We start from the raw sequence: 287 nt of genomic DNA on the forward strand, positions 1-287 counted from the left end.
AATATTCATCATCTTCACTGCTCAAATCCGGACGCGTCTCCAGAAAAGCCCGGAACTCCACTTCCTGCCTGACGGCCTCGCGCAGCTCGTCATGTTTCAACATAAGCCTTGCCAGATCCAGAACGGCATCGAAGGTAAGCTTTTTGGTCTTCCCCACCGTCTCACCTCCAAAATAGGCGTCCCCTTCTTCGCTTTCCGCAAACGCTTCCAGCTCGTCCCGCCAGCCTGTGATATTCTCAAAATCCGCCATGTCGTTTGTCCTGCTATTTCTCTTCGAGCGCGCCGCG

1 protein-coding gene is annotated in these 287 nt (G+C 54.0%); it reads right to left on the minus strand.

Annotated elements, in window-relative coordinates; translation table 11 throughout:
• The coding region (locus tag ACXAIC_RS24880) for a hypothetical protein (RefSeq protein WP_475187147.1) at positions 1–250 on the minus strand (250 nt) is incomplete at its 3' end.
• Positions 251–287: the final 37 nt, after the last annotated feature.

Source organism: Roseibium sp. AWQ4_254, assembly GCF_056161025.1.